The 15,902-nt window shown below is 40.8% G+C and carries 12 protein-coding genes and 1 pseudogene; 5 read left to right on the top strand and 8 right to left on the bottom strand.

The features are described 5' to 3' along the window. Nucleotides 1–19: 19 nt before the first annotated feature. Nucleotides 20–1,264: an allantoate deiminase gene (allC, locus tag PV403_RS19895; protein ID WP_332085726.1), complete on the bottom strand. Its 1,245-nt coding sequence runs from the start codon at nucleotides 1,262–1,264 to the stop codon at nucleotides 20–22. A 171-nt stretch (nucleotides 1,265–1,435) separates the two neighbouring features. Here allC and PV403_RS19890 point away from each other — a divergent pair, with 171 nt between their 5' ends. Further along, nucleotides 1,436–3,076, top strand: a complete 1,641-nt coding sequence (locus PV403_RS19890) for a PucR family transcriptional regulator (RefSeq protein WP_332085725.1) — start codon at nucleotides 1,436–1,438, stop codon at nucleotides 3,074–3,076. A 1,581-nt stretch (nucleotides 3,077–4,657) separates the two neighbouring features. On the opposite strand, the pseudogene PV403_RS19885 reads toward PV403_RS19890, so the two are convergent. The 7 genes and pseudogenes from PV403_RS19885 to PV403_RS19855 form a co-directional block, all read right to left on the bottom strand. After that, nucleotides 4,658–4,906: pseudogene (locus PV403_RS19885) on the bottom strand (transposase); the annotation flags it as partial. 157 nt (nucleotides 4,907–5,063) lie between these two features. Next, complete coding sequence (locus PV403_RS19880; RefSeq protein WP_332085723.1) at nucleotides 5,064–5,624, bottom strand: Uma2 family endonuclease; 561 nt, start codon at nucleotides 5,622–5,624, stop codon at nucleotides 5,064–5,066. A 333-nt stretch (nucleotides 5,625–5,957) separates the two neighbouring features. After that, the gene (locus PV403_RS19875) at nucleotides 5,958–6,251 is read right to left on the bottom strand and encodes a hypothetical protein (protein WP_332085722.1); all 294 of its coding nucleotides are present in this window, start codon (nucleotides 6,249–6,251) and stop codon (nucleotides 5,958–5,960) included. Nucleotides 6,252–6,997: 746 nt separating this feature from the next. Beyond that, nucleotides 6,998–8,545, bottom strand: a complete 1,548-nt coding sequence (locus PV403_RS19870) for an alpha-L-rhamnosidase-related protein (RefSeq protein ID WP_332085721.1) — start codon at nucleotides 8,543–8,545, stop codon at nucleotides 6,998–7,000. Between the two features lie 13 nt (nucleotides 8,546–8,558). Then, nucleotides 8,559–9,395, bottom strand: coding sequence for a carbohydrate ABC transporter permease (locus PV403_RS19865; protein WP_332085720.1), 837 nt, complete (start codon nucleotides 9,393–9,395; stop codon nucleotides 8,559–8,561). Continuing rightward, nucleotides 9,392–10,270 (bottom strand): carbohydrate ABC transporter permease, encoded by an 879-nt coding sequence (locus tag PV403_RS19860; RefSeq protein ID WP_332085719.1) that lies wholly within the window; start codon nucleotides 10,268–10,270, stop codon nucleotides 9,392–9,394. Before PV403_RS19860 ends, PV403_RS19865 begins: the two co-directional genes overlap by 4 nt. 81 nt (nucleotides 10,271–10,351) lie before the next feature. Next, a complete protein-coding gene (locus PV403_RS19855; protein ID WP_332085718.1) occupies nucleotides 10,352–11,701 on the bottom strand; it encodes an ABC transporter substrate-binding protein in 1,350 nt (449 codons plus the stop codon). Between the two features lie 108 nt (nucleotides 11,702–11,809). Between PV403_RS19855 and PV403_RS19850 the strand changes: the two genes are divergently transcribed. From PV403_RS19850 to PV403_RS19835, 4 genes are all read left to right on the top strand, one after another. Continuing rightward, nucleotides 11,810–13,615, top strand: coding sequence for a sensor histidine kinase (locus tag PV403_RS19850; protein WP_332085717.1), 1,806 nt, complete (start codon nucleotides 11,810–11,812; stop codon nucleotides 13,613–13,615). Between the two features lie 7 nt (nucleotides 13,616–13,622). Continuing rightward, entirely contained in the window at nucleotides 13,623–14,975 is a 1,353-nt protein-coding gene (locus tag PV403_RS19845) for a response regulator (protein ID WP_332085716.1), read from the top strand. Then, entirely contained in the window at nucleotides 14,905–15,141 is a 237-nt protein-coding gene (locus PV403_RS19840; RefSeq protein ID WP_442951780.1) for a tyrosine-type recombinase/integrase, read from the top strand. The genes PV403_RS19845 and PV403_RS19840 overlap by 71 nt, the downstream gene beginning before the upstream one ends. 292 nt (nucleotides 15,142–15,433) lie before the next feature. Next, the gene (locus PV403_RS19835; RefSeq protein WP_332085715.1) at nucleotides 15,434–15,871 is read left to right on the top strand and encodes a CPBP family intramembrane glutamic endopeptidase; all 438 of its coding nucleotides are present in this window, start codon (nucleotides 15,434–15,436) and stop codon (nucleotides 15,869–15,871) included. Nucleotides 15,872–15,902 lie beyond the last annotated feature (31 nt).

Raw genomic sequence — 15,902 nt, 5'->3', positions numbered from 1 at the left:
ACGCCTCCTCATGGTTTACTCAATAAGCAAGCTTATGCAGCATGGCAATTAACAAGCGTACGCCGCGCTGCAAATCTTCCGCGTTCGTATATTCCTCTGGTGAGTGACTGATACCCCCACGACTTGGTACAAACAGTAGTGCCGCCGGACAATATGTCCCAAATACTTGTGAATCATGTCCAGCTCCGCTCGTCATTGTTTTATACGAAATGCCTTCCTTCTTCAAAATGTTTTCGGCAGCTGCGCTAAGACTAGAATCCATGGCAACCGGTGACTCGTCCATCCATTTCTCGCAAACGATGCTCGTTCCATGTTGGGCTGCAATTTTCTCAAATTCACCGAAACATTCTTCGCAGAATGCATGGATCTTATCTGCATCGCTGTGGCGCACGTCTAAGCTAAAGGTGACTTCTCTTGCAATCACGTTTCCGACATTGGGCTTTACATCTATTCTTCCGACGGTAGCCACTAGTCCGCTCTTCTCCATATTCGCACGATGTATCAGCAACCGGATTAGCTCGGCGGCGGTAAACATCGCATCGTGACGCCACTGCATTGGCGTTGTGCCTGCATGATTGCTCTCTCCAAAAACTGTGATATCATAGCGGCGCTGTCCGACAATATGACTGACAATACCGATGGATTTCTTCTCGCGCTCAAGCACCTCGCCCTGCTCGATGTGAAGTTCAATAAAACATTCCAGATCTATGCGCTTTGGCTCCGGGTGCTGCATGGTCCCAAATCCAGCAGCATGCATTGCTTGTTCAAACGGAACGTTGTTTGCATCTTTGATACCGCGAACCATCTCGCGTTTTTTCACTCCAGTAATACTGCCTGAGCCCCAGTAGGTTATCGGAAAGCGGCTGCCTTCTTCTTCGCATAACGACACAACCTCAATTGGTTTGATCGGCAAACCGTAATATGTCTTCAAATATTCCACGGCAATCAGCGCGGCGATGATTCCGTAAGCTCCGTCATACTTTCCACCGCCAATTACCGTGTCGATATGTGAACCCGTCAATATGACCGGTGCTTTTGAATCGTGACCATCGATCCGGCCGAACAAGTTTCCAGCATCGTCGTAGCGGGCCAACAGCCCGAGTTCTTCCATTTTAGACTTGATTGCTTGCTGGGCAGCTCTCCAGGCCGGGTCATACAGAAGCCTTGTGACCCCGCCTTTTCCGTCTCCTCCGTACGAGGCCAGCCATTCGATCATGTTTTGGACCTGCTCGGATAAGGCTGACGGCTTTGGCTGTTCGATCATGAGTAATACCTCCCCCTCTTCCGGCAGTATAAGTCTCTTACCGGTGTTGTATTAACTGACTTGGCAATGCGATAAATTAATCGTAAAATAAATCAAAAGGGAAATCATTCACATAAATGTAAAAGAATCTTAATATTTATTGGTCATATTAACTAAAGGAGCGCGGAAACGATGAAACTAGATGATCTGCTGAAGTTGCCGGTGTTTGATGGAGCTACCGTTGTAGCGGGAGGGAAAAACTTGAATAAAGAAGTCCACACCGTCAATATGATGGATGCTCCGGATATTGTACCTTACCTTAAAAAAAATGAATTTCTCGTAACGACTGCCTTTCATTTTAAGGACGATCTACCGGCTCTTCTTGAACTGATAAGACAAATGAGTCTTCAGGAATGCGCGGCTCTAGGCATTAAAAGTAAACGGTTCCTCGGCAATATTTCCGAGTTAGCGCTTCGGCTAGCGGACAAGTTTGGCCTGCCGCTAATTGAACTCCCTGCCGAGCCATCACTTGGTGATATCGTAAACAAATCGCTGAATCATATCCTCGACGAGCGAACGACTGAACTAGACAATGCCATGAAGACGCATCGACAGTTTACCCAGCAAATTATAAGCGGCCAGGGCATTCCGAAGTTACTTGATCAATTGTCATCTCTGTTGCGATTTCATGTCCTTCTTATTGGTCCATACCAGCAGCCGATCTACGGTCGCTTTTCTACGCCCTCCATTGCCGCCCGTATCGAAAATGTTCTATCCGGCGGGAATCTATTTTCTGTGTCACCCTCTATATACACTTCCTTCTCTTTGTTAGGCGAAAAACGTGAGACGTTTACGCTTTTTCCGGTCTATACCCACAGACAACTTCATTACCTATGTATTGAAGGATTCATCCAACCTTCCGAACGTTCGCGTATTCTGACAATTGAACAAGCTACTAATGTAATTGCATTCGAACTGATGAAAGAGAATGCGATCAAGCAGAATCGACGTCAGATTCAAAATGAGTTCTTCGCGAAATTCATGGGGGGCTCTTTCTCGAGCTCTGAGGAGATCGCAAGTCGAGGGCGGGAGTTTGGACTGTCCGAAGACCTTCGTTATTTCTGCGCAGTTGGTAAGATTGATGGCACTAACAAAACAGCCTTGTTTATGCAGTATAAAGCTGAACAGGACCGGATCGCTGAGCATCTCGAAGCGGAACTGAAACATTTCCGCCATTCTCTACATTTATTCACCCTTGAGCGCACATACGTAATTCTTATGCCGCTGGTTCAAGAATGGAAGGAAATCGAACCTTCTTTTGTTGCGCTGCTGGAAAGCCTTCAGTCCAAAATCTTCGTGCATTACGGAGCAGAATTGTCGTTTGGCCTCAGCGGCTTCGCTCAGCCTCTTGCTCAAATTCCTGTCTCCTACAAGGAAGCAAACGAGGCATTAAACTATGGCGGTATGGCAGGCAAAAAGAGCTTTATTGAACAATACCAGCCGAAGGAAGTACCCGAAATATTGCGCATGATCCCTTACGAGCATTTATGGAAATTTTACACTGACACGATGCAAGGTTTCGCGGATGAAACGCTCAAGGATCATCATATGCTGCTTCAGACGTTGTCTGTTTACTTAGAAACGCACTGTCAGCTTGCTGAAACAGCAAAAAGGTTATACGTTCATCGCAATACAGTAATCTACCGGCTGGAAAAATGCGAAGATATTATTGGGCGGAGTTTAAAAGACCCGGAGGAAACGCTACGTCTGCGCATGGCATTTAGAATTAAAACTTTGCTGCCCGAGGATGGCATGGCCATGCATAAACATTAAATAATGAAGGTCCAATATTTTTTTATTAGAGCTAGTAACACAATTATTCAAGATAATAACCTCTGCTAACCCATTAACCAATGCTAACTATACTAAGTGGTATACCAACATTTAACCGGCCAAGGTCGTCAATCTATGTACATAAATAATAAGACTCCTGGCCATCAAGAATTATTTTTCTTGAAAGCAGGAGTCTTATAGCTTACAAATAAAAGTTTTAACCCCTTAAACTCACTTAAAAACCAAAGGTTATTTGGTGTCTAATCCAAATCTTAGAATAGATAATGGACGAAAACGTTTCAATACATTTTTGAAACGTTTCCAATTGCTAGAATAGAAAAATAAAAGGATACTTTGGTCATTATGATAATCCTTACTCTTATCTTAGATATTCTAGAATAATCGTAGTATTAGAATAATCATGTGCGTTTGTTGCAAATGAGTTATTGGTATTCTTGTACCTCTGTTCAACAATTGAAAGAACCGCAATTTAAACTGCGGTCCTATTCGTTTCTTTTTCCAATAATTTTGTAGTTTTTAACTATGGTTTCTAATAGCTTTATCTTTCTTTTGAAGGTTAATCCAACTAATCGCTCTATTAGATTTGGTTCTTTAAGATATCCATCTTTATGTAGCCAACGCAGCCCATCCTTATATACCCAAACTCCATCTTTAAACTCTGTGTAAGACCCGAATCTTTCATTTAATTTAATATAATTTAGTTAGGTAGATTATAATGTAATAATTTTCATTTGTATATATGTAGTAATTAATAGTGAATAATAGGTTAGTGTATACTACATATTGTGTTACTTTGAACATAGTGGACTATTATGGAACATTGATGAGTAGATATTTGAGTTAGATATAGTTTGGTATAGGTGAATGTTATATCATGCTGGATGTGTATAGATAAACATAGGTAAGGACTATAAGCCCCTGCAATAAAGATAGTGATTCCATCATAATGCTCTCACCTCCTTGCCTGTAAGTGAGAGCCTAACCCCAACTGTTATAACTTGTCTAACGATCAAGCACACTGCACCGCAAAATTCATCTAAATATCTATACAGAAAAAAGACCTCCTGAAAAGGAAGTCTTCTACGATAACAACGCTGTTATTTTTATAACAGTACATTCATTATATAATGTCTTTATGATTTTTTCCATTGCGCAATGATTGCCGTTACCGTTTGGACTGTCAACATTAAACCAGACAACTTTTTTTAAAGATGTAGGTGGCTTCAGCTACGGCATTGTCGTAGGGACAACCTTTCAACCTTAAAGAGCGCCCGATTTGGAATATCGTAAGAGTCTCATCGATTAATCTATTCTTAAATTCACTTCCACATTCGTATGAAGCCACCCAATGTCGCTCAAGTTGCCTTCTACCGAGGCGAAACCACAAGAAATTAGAGCAGCGTCATTATGGGAACTCCAATTTGTCCATTAAATAAGTAATTGAGCACACAAGCATAGTTCCACTTGTGCTGAACTCTGACAAACGTGCGATCGCTAACTACAAGGAGTTTCGCTTCGGTTTGATCGAAATCACGTTTCAACGCATTCGCTGTTGTCGCTTCCCATGATCAGCGCGGATTGCTTTGAAATATCATTCTTCATTTCGAGCCGCTGAACTCGTTTGCGAAGAGCGATGAGTTCATTTTCTTCAACAGAACCTGAGGTTTGAGCTTCTTTGATCCAACAATCAAGTGCAGATGGACTAAGCTCATACTCTCTCACAATAGTTGCTTTTGGCTTTCCGGTTTCATATAACTGAACCATTTGTCTTTTGAAATCTGCTGCAAACGTGCATCTTTGCTTTGGCATAGTAGATCCGATCCTAATCGTATTCTCTTTATTCTACTAGCCCTTATTTTTTCTGTTCAACTAAGTGTAGACAATCCATACTAACAAGACTCCTAGCCGTCAAGAATTATTGCTCTTGAGAGCAGGAGTCTTAAGTTGATCTTATCTTTTAAATTACTTAAAAATCAAAAGTTTTTTCAACGTCTAATTCAAATCCTGGGACTACCAAGGAACGAATCGTTCCACTTTTCTCATTTGCCAAAATTTCATATTGACCATCTTCATTTAAAGTAAACACCTGTACATACTTTTGAAGAGGATTAACAATCCAATATTCTTGAACTTTATATTTTTGATAAAGATTCAGCTTAAATACTAAATCGTGAGCTTGATTAGATGGGCTAATGATCTCAATGATCAGTTTAGGAACGCCAACATATCGCTGTTCGTCAAACCCAGAAGGATCACAAATAACAGATAAATCAGGAATTACGACTTTCTGATTGTTTTCTTCGTCAGACAGAACAACATCAAAAGGGGCTGCTAATACTTCGCATTCTTTTCCCATTAACAAACTACCTAACTGAACACTTAATTTCATAGAAATACGCTGGTGACTCGTACTAGGAGATGGCGACATGTAAACAACGCCATCGATATATTCTAACAATTTATTTGATGCACTTTTCATCTCTAAGTATTCTTTATATGTGATGGGTGATTCATTTGGAATCTTCATTTTATTCACCATCCTTGTAAATATCTCGCTACTTATAGTATATCATTTAACACTCACATGTTGACGTTTATATTCATACACTTACTAGTCAACAAATGAAAGAACCACAATTTAAATTGCAGTTCTTTTCGTTTCTTTTTCTAATAATTCTGTAGTTTTTAGCACAATCTTCTTAAGAGCTACTAAGTTCTCTAGATCTATATTATTACTAGGTAGAATTATTTTAGCATTTTTTATCTCTATTATTTCATTGTCAATGCTATCTATTTTATCTCTCAAATCCTTAATCGACCAAAGCATCTGCTCATATTCATTGTTTAAGGAGATCAAAGATTAAATAATCTGATTTAATTGCAATTGATTTGTATCGATTTCTTTGGTCTCATTAAGAATGTTTCTTTTAACTGATAATATTTTTTTGTTATTTTTTGCCTCTCTTATTTGATTATCAAACTTAGCACGTAGTTTTCCATTCCATCTGAAGCTAACTGCAGCAGCCGATCGATTTAACTTTTCACCTACATATTCAAATGCATCTAATTGTGTTTTACCGTTAGATATATATGATATTACTGTTTGCAAAAGCAATATATCCTCCTCGGTTTTCCATGCATCTCTTCTCTTCATCCGGTATCCTCCAAATATACGTTCTTAATCTCATATATATCCTATTTCATATCATTTTATTCTGCTGCTCACTAGTTTGATTAAGATATTTCAAATAGTGAGTTATGGTTTATTTCATTTACTTTCTTTCGTTCGGTATATTGTGAGATCTATATTACTGTCACATTATATAAAATCATGAATAGCGAAGAGGAGAGTAGAAATCTTGCTCTTTTCAACGTGGTAAAGATTAGTATTGGGATTCTAGTTAGATTTAATAAATCGATCAATTAATACATTTCGACATACTGAAAATTTTTAGGACAGGAAAAATCAGCTAGGTACGGATATATTTATTCTATTTCTAATTTTTCATATACTGTAAAAATATAATTAGTGAACTTATAACGCTTTTCGCTTAGTAGTTGTTGCAATGAGTCATATCAATCTTGCAGGAGAAGGGAAAACAAACTTTTAAGTCGAAGCAACCTTGTCACAGCAAGGGATAGTCTTATAACATTGATTCACCTCGTTAATTTTTAATAAATTAACCAACATCGTTTGTTTGATACGCTCTCAATTTTCTTTTTCATTTATACAATATAAATAATATAAAGAAAGAAACGACATCGAAAAATCAGATGCCGTTTCTCCTCTATATCAAATGCCGATCGTTCTACCGCAACTATTAAGAACAAAGTAGTTACGAAAATAAGATTATATCTAATCTAATTTAATTGAACTTTTGAGAATATACGATTTTATAGCTACATATGTCTGATAAAATAACTCGGTGTACAGCTCCAAGCATGACAGTAGCTATTGACCAAATTGCTGCCGTAAGGAGAATATGTCTTATCGTTCGGATCATATAATTCCCAAAAGGTATCCGCTCCGTCTTTCAACATCCCTCCCCAATATGTTCGAATTTGCTCATATGCCTTTTCTTTTTCTCCGCACAATAAAAGTGCATCGACGTAGTGATGAACCATATATGGGGTAGTCATGCCAATAGCTTTCGTATGATGCTCCAGTCGTCCGAGCAATGTTGCTGCGCTAGGTGCATCAATAACCTCTGCTAGGATCATCCATACCTGAGATGCCCAAGACACCTGTCTCTCTTTCCCACTAACGAAATACTTCTGTTCTTCGTCCCATAAATATGCAAGTGCTGCATTCGTAGCTTTCTGGATTTGAACGTTAATCCAAGCCACCTGCTCTGTCTTTTTAAGTTCACAAGCAATTTTCAAGCCTCTTCGCATGCTGTAGATGAGCACCGCCTGAGCTCCAGCCTGCTTGTTGAGTTCATCATGCCAATCCAGAAAGCAATACCATGTGTCATCGTCTTGTACAAGCCCCTGCTCATCTAGTCTTGCGAGTGCAATGTGAATCTGATCGTACGCTACTGGCCACAGTTCTTCCAGAGTGGCCCGATCCCCAGTCGCTTCAAAATAATCGTATAGAGTGGCTACGAAAAGCAGCGCGTAGTCATACAGATAAGTGTCATCCACGTATGGCTCGGGATACTCATATAAACATGCTCCTATTTGACCGCCTTTAAGCCTTGATCCGGAAAAGAGGTACAGACATCGCTTGACAAGGTCGTTACGACCGAAGGTTTCATAGTTTACGAGGGCCTGCAGGCGAAGGTCCCCGATCCATAAACGTCGATCTCGCTTGGGACCGTCTTCAAAGACGGTTTGCATGCAGTCCCGCAACGTGCGTACAGCAACCCGATCGATGTTTGCCATTTCCGGTTCGATGTCTTGTCGAAGTGGGGGGACTTCTGACAAATCACCAGACGTAACTGTCGTGCAGTACAGATCAGTAAGTTGGATATCATAACGAATTGAAGTTTCAAGAACTTCTATTTTTAGATATCGGAATGCATAGCGTCGATCAAGGGTAATCGTTCCTGGTAGAACATCTACATTGATGATCTCGTCCTGCAGCCATGATCGGCTAAGCCATCCTTTGTATTCACTGAAATTCTCTCCAACTTCGCATGGCATTTCACCGAATGTCAATTGAAGCCTGAGTGGCGCATCGGCATTGCTCCGCACGTTCCGAAGCGATAACGTTAAATAACCGACATGGTGAGTTCCAAAATCCAGCGTTATACAATCACCTTTTTTCAAAATCTGATCGTATACTTGAGCAGCAAGGCCAACCGGTTTGGCACTCCACCCTTGGAAAGCATCCTCATCTTGAACCACATTTACCACACGTTCCGGATAAATTTTCTTTTGATGAAGTTGAGGAGTAAGCTGCTTTGCTTGCTCTAACCAGGTCGTTTCTATCATATTTTCATTCATAGACTTATCCTCCCTATCCTTTGACCGCCCCGACGGTCATGCCACCAATAAAATATTTTTGTAAGAACAAAAACGCGAGTAACAGCGGCAGAGCACACAGAAAGCACGCTGCGAACAACACATTCCACTGCGTGGGGTTTTGTTGATCCCCAAGAAATCCAAGCATGGCAAGTGGCAATGGAGAGTCATCTGCTCCCGAGATGAAGATCATATTGAAGAAGTAATCATTCCAAATCCAGACACCTTGCGTAATGATAACTGATACGGTCACCGGAATGAGCAAGGGAAATACTACTTTCCAGAAACGCTGAAACAATCCTGCCCCATCGATGTGTGCAGCTTCCTCCACCTCTTCAGGAACACCACTTCGAATGAAGCCGGTATACAGGAAAGTTGAGAATGGAAGACTGCACGTAATAAACATGAAGATGGGCGTGTATTGATTCGTCGGGATATGAAGTGCATTGATCATCTGTACGATCGGGATCAATACCATCTGTGCAGGTACCACGAGTCCGGACAAGAAAAACAAATACATGAATTTGCTTACTTTTGTTCTCAACCGTGCCATCGGATAAGATGCCATGGCTGCAAAAAGAACCACGAATATGACAGAAACACCTGTCAATACAATGCTGTTCCAGAGCGCTTCAGGGAAATGCATACGTTCGAAGGCTGACTTATAGCTTCCCAGAGATAATTCCCGAAACAACGACAGCGGATTCGTATTATTGCTTGGATCCCGAAGCGATGTTGAAAAAGCGATTATCAGCGGAATGAGATTAAGGGCTGTAATGAAGAGTACAGCAATTTGAATGGATCCTTTACCAAACCATTTGCGAAGCATCATGCCGATACCTCCCGTTTGTTCATTTTCAGCACAAAAACAGCAGTGATGGCAATAATTACAGCAAAGGAGATGACACCGAGCGCCGAAGCTTTACCGAAAAGCTGTTCCGTAAAGGCCATCTTATAGATGGTATAAATCAGTGTATTCGTAGCCGTGCCCGGACCGCCATTTGTCATGATAAAAGGATAATCGAAGGCTTTGAGGCCATTAATCAAACTTAGCGTAACGTTAATCGTAATGGCTGTTGCCAGTAATGGAATCTTTACATGCCGTAATAATCTCCAGGAACCACAGCCATCCATTCGACCGGCTTCCAGCAGGTCGCTCGGAACAGTCTGCAGTCCTGCTAAAAAAATAATCATCGTTGTTCCAACAGTTTTCCAGATTTCCACGACGATAATAGAATATAAGGCAGTTGAATAATCCCCTAGAAAATTCAATTCATTTGCAATACCCAATTTATTAAGAAAGGAAGAAATCAGCCCGTAATCCGGCATATAGACGTAACTCCACAAAAATCCGACTACGATTGCACTAAACAATGTGGGAATATACGCCAGTGAACGATAGATCCCGATTCCTCTTATTTTCATATTTAAAAGCAGAGCCAGTGCTAAACCGATAATATTGCCTGCAATCACAGTGACAAACGTATAGATCAGTGTGTTTTTTAATGAAATGCCAAGAATATCACTGCCGAACAAATCCTTATAATTGTCGAATCCGATATAATTGTAGGCTTGGGCATATCCGTTATAATCCGTTATGCTGTACTGGAACAACCGAAGGATTGGGAAGATCCAGAAGGTCAAATAGATTATTAATGCCGGCAAGGCAAACCAGTACATTGACTTTTTCATTACAGTAGAGCTCATCTTGCTCCATCCTTTCCAAGAAGGCCTGCAGCAAGGGAAGAAAGACTATCTTTACTTCCCTTTGCGACAGACAGCATCATTCTAGTTTTTCCACAGCTCTCTGAACTTGGTTTCCATAGCATTTGCCACATCCTCAGGTGTTGTTTTCTGACCTGCAATGACTTCGGCAAACTTTGATTGCATAACATCTGACACTCCTGCTGGCCACATCTGGTTGCTGAAATAGACGGAATTTCCAGTTTGTTGATAGTTGTCGTTGACTTCCTTGAACAATTCGTTCTCAAGCTCTACATCTTTATACACGCTGATGGAACTGTTTGCTTCCACAAACGCTTTGAAAAGGTCTGATTCACCGTCGAACAGGTAGTTCAGCACTTCTTTTGCTGCTTCCAGATTCGCAGATTTTGCGTTCAAAGCGTATCCGGCTGACGTTGCCGCCGAAACAAACACCGGCTGTCCAGGCTCATTCCCCGGCAAAGAGGCAAATCCACGTGTAAATTCAGCTGCTCCTTTGGAGATCATGGACGCATAATCCCACGTTCCGGTAAAGGTCATGGCTGCTTTTCCATCAATGAACAACTGTGCAGATTGGGCACTTCCAATGCCAAGCGAGTTTTTAACCACGTAGTCCTTATCATAGAGTTCTTTATATTTGGAAATCGTTTGTATCCACTTTGGATCAGTCAATGATTTTTCACCATTTTGCAGTTTCACATCAAAGTCCATCTCATCCGGATACACGACATTAGCTGCAATCGGATACATGCCAAACTGAATCATCCATGGGTCTTTATCACCCATTGCAATTGGAGTTACGCCTGCAGCTTGCAGCTTTTGGCACAATTCCAGAAAAGAGGGCCAATCCTTCGGAAATTGGGTATACCCCACCTGTTCTAACAATTCCTTGTTGTAGTAAACACCCAGAAAATCCAATCCTTCAGCCACTCCATAGGGTTTTCCTTCGTAGGACATGTCTTCCTTAGCTCCCTGACTGATATCATTCCAGAACGTTAGGTCGGATAGATCTGCAGCGAATCCTGCTTTAGCGAGGTCATTAACGCCGCCAGCTGCGTTCTTCGGAAATATCCAGAAAATGTCCGGTCCCTGTCCGGCTGCAAGTTTGGTTCGCACGGAAGTGTTGTACTGGTCATCCGGCAGTTTCTGCACTTCCAGTTTACTATTCGGAAACTTTTCCTTGACTAAGCGTGGTAAGGTTTCTAACTCAAAATCCTCTCCCTCAGAGGCTTTGTTACCCGAAAGCATCATCGTTAATGTAATCGCCTTTCCTGACTCGTCTGTTCCTCCATTGCTATTATCAGTTCCGCTATTTTCCTGGGTTCCAGAGCTACATGCACTCAGAAAAATCATGAGCATTAAAGCCAAGGGCCAGAATCGTTTTCTTTTTTTCATCTTGTCATTCCCCCAATTCATGTTATTCTTGCTTTGTGTACATTCTCATCATACGGTGGGCGTAAGTGCATTTGCTTTGGTTTGTTTGGTGCACTTTTTTTAGATTTGACAATAACGAGAGGAGCATGTATGTTTCTGTTCAACATTAAAACTAAACTTTTTCTGGTTCTCGTCCTCGTGTCGATTGTGCCCATTGTCGTTGTTTCTGTCAGTTCTTATCGCAGTTACACGAAGCTTGTAAATGAACAAACCTCACTTGTGGCGTCAACAACCATCGGCAATTCAGTCAAAAGTATGGAAGATATCTTGCAAAACATTGACCGAATCTCTATAACGTTACTTCAGCAATCCTCTAATGCAACCGTTTACAATACGGTGAGTGACGAACTTATTAAGTTAAACCGGACAAACGACCAGTACGAAATCTTTATGATTCGCAGCAAATTGAAACTAATCTTTGAAAACATTCTGCTAGGCTACAATTACATTAATGGTTTATACCTGTTCACCCCAGATGGCAAATGGATCAGTTATGGCAACGGAACTGATCTGCACCTGGATTATATTGCGCTTCGCGATAAGTGGTACCTGGATACGATTCAGCGTAAAGGCGATCTATACATCGGTGAAGTTGGAATCAAACCTTACATTATTAACTCTAAGGAATCGATTGGTTTCTCCAGAGCTCTCTATGATCCAAACAATAACGAATTTCTTGGCGTGTTTATGCTGGATTGCAGTATGAGCATCTTTGACGGTCTGAACCGCGATCCTTCCCCAAGTCTGTCCAATCTATATTTAGCAAATGATGCTGGTGAAATTCTCTATTCATCTGGCGATAATAAGTTTGATACGCCTCTTTCTTCTTCTCTTATTACGGCAACTCAGCAAGTTGAGAGCAATGTCCAGTACAAATCAATTGAGGATAACATGATGACGGTAATCCAGAAGGTGCCAGGACGTAACTGGAACGTCATTGCCAACATCTCCATGAACCGGCTGTATGAGGAATACAATATCTCGCAGAAGCTCTTCCTCTATGTAGCCGTGAGCTGTGGTGTCATTTTTCTTCTGCTTTCCTTTATCTTATCGAACCTGATTACCAAACCCATCATTGAATTGACCAAAATGATGCGTAAAACTAAATCCCACCGATTCAAAACCATCAAACCTCAAGTAACCTGGCAAGTCGATGAGATTGGCATTTTGTATCATGAGTTCAATAAAATGATGAAAGACATCGATACGCATATACGAGAGAGCTACCAAAACAAAATTCTTATGCTAGATTCACAGATGAAAGCGCTTGAAGCACAGATTAACTCCCATTTTCTATATAACACCTTGGAATCGATCAATAGTATTGCAGAAATCGAAGAAGTCGAGAGCATCGTGGTGATGACCAAGTCGCTCGGAGACATGTTCCGCTACAGCATCAAAACAGACAGTGAATTGGTTATGGTCAGTGAGGAGCTGAAACATGTCGAAAACTACATGGCAATCCAGCAAATTCGTTATGGAGATAAGATCAAGTTCGATCTTAATGTGGAACCGGAGATTCATAATCGTCGCATGTTAAAACTGCTGCTGCAGCCCCTTGTGGAAAATGCCATTTATCATGGACTTGAAAACAAACGCGGGAAAGGTTCCATCACCGTTAGGGGTTACTTTCAGGGGGAACGAATCGTTTTTCAAATTCAGGATGATGGGATAGGCATGTCGAAGACGCAGGCAGAAGAGCTTCGCCAAGCACTCCTGCAGCCACCCGAATTTGTCACCGTCGGCCGGCGGCAGATGCAAAGTATAGGCATCAAAAACGTGCATTCGAGAATTGTGCTGTACTATGGGAAGAACTACGGCCTTACATTTGAAACTGAACTGAATAAGGGAACTCAAATTACGATTGAGATTCCAGCCTACTGGGAGAAGAGGTGACCAAAAGATGTACACGTTTATCGTTGTGGATGACGAACCGTTAATACGCAAAGGACTGTTGAAAAAATTAGAGTCTTTCGATCATTCGCTTGAACTCCTTGGCGAAGCGGATAATGGTGCAGATGCTCTGGATCTGATTCATTCATCTAAGCCGGACATCATCTTTACGGACATGCGTATGCCTGAGGTCGATGGCAAGCTATTGATTAGAACGATAGGTCAACAATATCCGCGGATTAAGCTTATTGTCATTAGCGGTCATGCCGATTTCGATTATATGCAGGAGGCCATATCAGCAAAGGTGGTAAATTATCTGCTGAAGCCCTTTAGCAGAGAAGAGATTCACAGCACGCTCCACCAGGCCATCAATGCCATTGAACAGGAACGCTCCTTGGAGCGTGAAGTCATTCTTCGAACAGTTGAAACGGAACAGATGAAAATTGAAGCCGACATACAGGCCTTATTAAATGTTGTGCTAACTCCTAGTGCATTTAGCAAACAACCTGTGTTTCGTTCTGCTGAATTTGACGCTATCTTTAATTCTGAGCAACTTGTTCTAATGACGATTTATAGCCCGCAACCGCTCTCGGGAATAGAGCTGCCTACATTCTCAAATAGCCTGTATATTCCTCATCCACAATCGGATCAGTTGATGTTTTTCCTAATGCATGATAAGGAAGGCACAATTCAAGAATTGCAGAAAATGGCTCTTCAAACAGCAAACATGATTCTGGATAAAGCAAAATCTGCGGACCTCTGCATTGGTATCAGCTCGCCGCTCACAGGTATTGATGGGGTCCAAGAAGCACACCATCAATCCATCCTTGCCTTGAATGAACGATCCATAACCGATTTTGGCAAGTGTTACGTGTATTCAGAGAGGAACAATCCGATTACTCCGCTGAAGTGGACTCGAATGTTTGAACTGTTGTTTTTTATCGAAAGCGGAGATTCTCAGAAAGTCGAAGAACTCGTTACTGATTTTTTTGCTTTCTTTATCCGGCAGCCTGACGCCTTGCTTACTCACGTGAAAGAGCATTGTAGGGACATTATTACAGAAACCAAGCGGCTATTAAATAAATATCTACAAAATGGGAGCAACAATAATTCTTCTTCAAGTCTAGAGGCAGTTCTAAACGTCTCATTCGATATGGAGTCCATCAGGCAATATATGAAAAAAGTTCTCACGGGATCAGCCCTTCTCCTGAAAGATGTTAACCCCTATGCATCGGATCAGGTCATTGATAATGTCAAGAAATATATAGATAATCAAAACTTTCACAGCATTATTGGAACAATATCCTCAATTTGCTGGAAAGAGGCTCTCTGCCCACAAACTAAGACATTCATTCGCAACTAGTTTAATGCAAAACGGTACAGATTTACGTACTGTTCAAGAGCTTCTAGGTCACGAAGATATCTCTACCACTCAAATTTACACACATGTCACTGATGAAGTTAAAGAGCTTGCAATGAGTAAGATTCAACCTGCTATTCCCTTATTATTAGGATCTGTTGAATGTTAATGTTGAAATATTTAAATTAATTTTAAGATAGAAAAATTCATGATTTTTATAAAAGGAGTAATTGATTTTGCGGTTCTTTTTAACTTTTTTATATTTTGTTATTAGTTGCATGATCTTAGCATTTGTAGACGCTGTTTGGGCACTAGGTTACGCACCAAAATCGTTTATTAAGATTTTTCTTTTCGGTCTAGTCCCTTTCGTTTTATTGTGGAAATGTAAAAAAGTAGAATTGCTCGGTCTATTTAAGTTTTCGAAGAGTTCTTTTAGAAAATCCTTGAGCTACGGGGGTCTTGTGTACGGGATCATCGTAGGTGGATATTTTTTATTAAAGCCTTTCATCGATTTTTCTAATATCACAACCAGCTTAAATGATTCGGTTGGCGTAAGTGCATCTAATTTTATATTAGTAGCTTTGTACATTTCGTTGATTAATTCGTTTTTAGAAGAGTTTTTCTTTCGAGGATTCGGGACCGTATTCTTCAATGTAAGCAACAGGTGGTTAACATATATAACAAGCGCCGCCTTATTTGCTCTCTATCATGTAGCGATGATGATTGGTTGGTATGACTGGTGGGTCTTTGTATTAGCTATAATCGGATTGTTTGTTTCTGGTATTGTATTTCACTTATTAAACCAAGCATCGCGTTCTTTATATACTTCTTGGTTTGTACATATGTGTAGTAACTTGGGTATTAATACCGTAGGGTTAATCCTTTTTGGTATTTTATAATAATTCACGCGAAAAAATCAGCATTTCCTTC

The organism is Paenibacillus sp. GYB006 (assembly GCF_036577645.1).
GTDB lineage: Bacteria > Bacillota > Bacilli > Paenibacillales > Paenibacillaceae > Paenibacillus.
The sequence above is the reverse complement of the archived record's forward strand: the minus strand, read 5'-3'. Positions and strand labels throughout refer to the sequence as shown.

What these genes read in the sequence shown, in the direction of transcription:
- allC (WP_332085726.1), bottom strand. Translation starts at nt 1,264, where the DNA reads ATGATCGAACAGCCAAAGCCGTCAGCCTTATCCGAGCAGGTCCAAAAC.
- PV403_RS19890 (WP_332085725.1), top strand. Translation starts at nt 1,436, where the DNA reads ATGAAACTAGATGATCTGCTGAAGTTGCCGGTGTTTGATGGAGCTACC.
- PV403_RS19880 (WP_332085723.1), bottom strand. Translation starts at nt 5,624, where the DNA reads ATGAAGATTCCAAATGAATCACCCATCACATATAAAGAATACTTAGAG.
- PV403_RS19875 (WP_332085722.1), bottom strand. Translation starts at nt 6,251, where the DNA reads ATGAAGAGAAGAGATGCATGGAAAACCGAGGAGGATATATTGCTTTTG.
- PV403_RS19870 (WP_332085721.1), bottom strand. Translation starts at nt 8,545, where the DNA reads ATGAATGAAAATATGATAGAAACGACCTGGTTAGAGCAAGCAAAGCAG.
- PV403_RS19865 (WP_332085720.1), bottom strand. Translation starts at nt 9,395, where the DNA reads ATGATGCTTCGCAAATGGTTTGGTAAAGGATCCATTCAAATTGCTGTA.
- PV403_RS19860 (WP_332085719.1), bottom strand. Translation starts at nt 10,270, where the DNA reads ATGAGCTCTACTGTAATGAAAAAGTCAATGTACTGGTTTGCCTTGCCG.
- PV403_RS19855 (WP_332085718.1), bottom strand. Translation starts at nt 11,701, where the DNA reads ATGAATTGGGGGAATGACAAGATGAAAAAAAGAAAACGATTCTGGCCC.
- PV403_RS19850 (WP_332085717.1), top strand. Translation starts at nt 11,810, where the DNA reads ATGTTTCTGTTCAACATTAAAACTAAACTTTTTCTGGTTCTCGTCCTC.
- PV403_RS19845 (WP_332085716.1), top strand. Translation starts at nt 13,623, where the DNA reads ATGTACACGTTTATCGTTGTGGATGACGAACCGTTAATACGCAAAGGA.